The organism is Variovorax sp. FG153, assembly GCF_057809595.1.
Window position 1 is genome coordinate 1 of record NZ_JBMDKG010000119.1, and the last position, 775, is coordinate 775.

Below are 775 nucleotides of genomic sequence, written 5' to 3' on the forward strand. Positions count from 1 at the left end.
TGGCGGTCGCCGTCGCGGTCGAGCTCGAGCGTCGCGTCGAGATCGCGCAGCGCGATGTCCCAGCGCAGGTCGACGCCCTCGGCATCGCGCTGGATCTGCAGGTAGGCATCGCTGGCCTTGTGGGCGCGCGCGGCGCCCGGCGCGAGCGCCAGCAGCAGCGCCAGCACGAACAGCAAGGCGGCGGCCAGCCCGATGCGGCGTGGTTCAGGGAATGGCATCGACACGGGCGTCCTTCAGTCCGATCTCGCGCATCAGCGCCCTCGCTTCCTCGCGCGCGGCCGCATCGCCGGCGGCCGAGGCCGCGCGCGCGAACACCAGCAGGTCGATCGGCTCGCGCTGCAGGCGCAGATTGAGGCGCGCCAGCTCGACGGCGCGCTTCGCATCGCCCTGCACATCGAGCGCGAACATCGCCTCCTCGCGCGCATGCTGCGCGGTGGTGCCGGGGCGCAGTGCCGCGGCCTCGAAGCGTTCGCGCAGTTCCTCGGCCTCGGGGGCCACTGCACGCAGCGCTGACCGCGGGTCCGGATGCGTGCGCGCGATGGCCAGCCGCAGCAGCACCGCATCGCTGCGCGCTTCCTTCGCGAGCAGCGACGGGATCTCGCCGGACCGTCCGGCACGCTGCAGGAAATCGCTGTACGCCAGCAGCAGATAGCCGGAGCGCTCGGCCGCGAGCGCCTTGCGGTAGGCGGCATCCGCCTCGGCGGGCCGCCCCGCGAGTTCCTCGATCTCGGCGATCGAGGTCCACAGCCACTGCCGCGTTCCGGCCTGCGGCGCA

Annotated in this window: 2 pseudogenes; both read right to left on the reverse strand. The window is 73.4% G+C overall.

Annotation, left to right across the window (positions count from 1 at the left end):
• Window positions 1-218, reverse strand: a pseudogene (locus tag ACODT0_RS42360) (HupE/UreJ family protein); the annotation flags it as partial.
• Window positions 205-775 (reverse strand): annotated as a pseudogene (locus tag ACODT0_RS42365) (hypothetical protein); the annotation flags it as partial. The pseudogenes ACODT0_RS42365 and ACODT0_RS42360, both read right to left, overlap by 14 nt.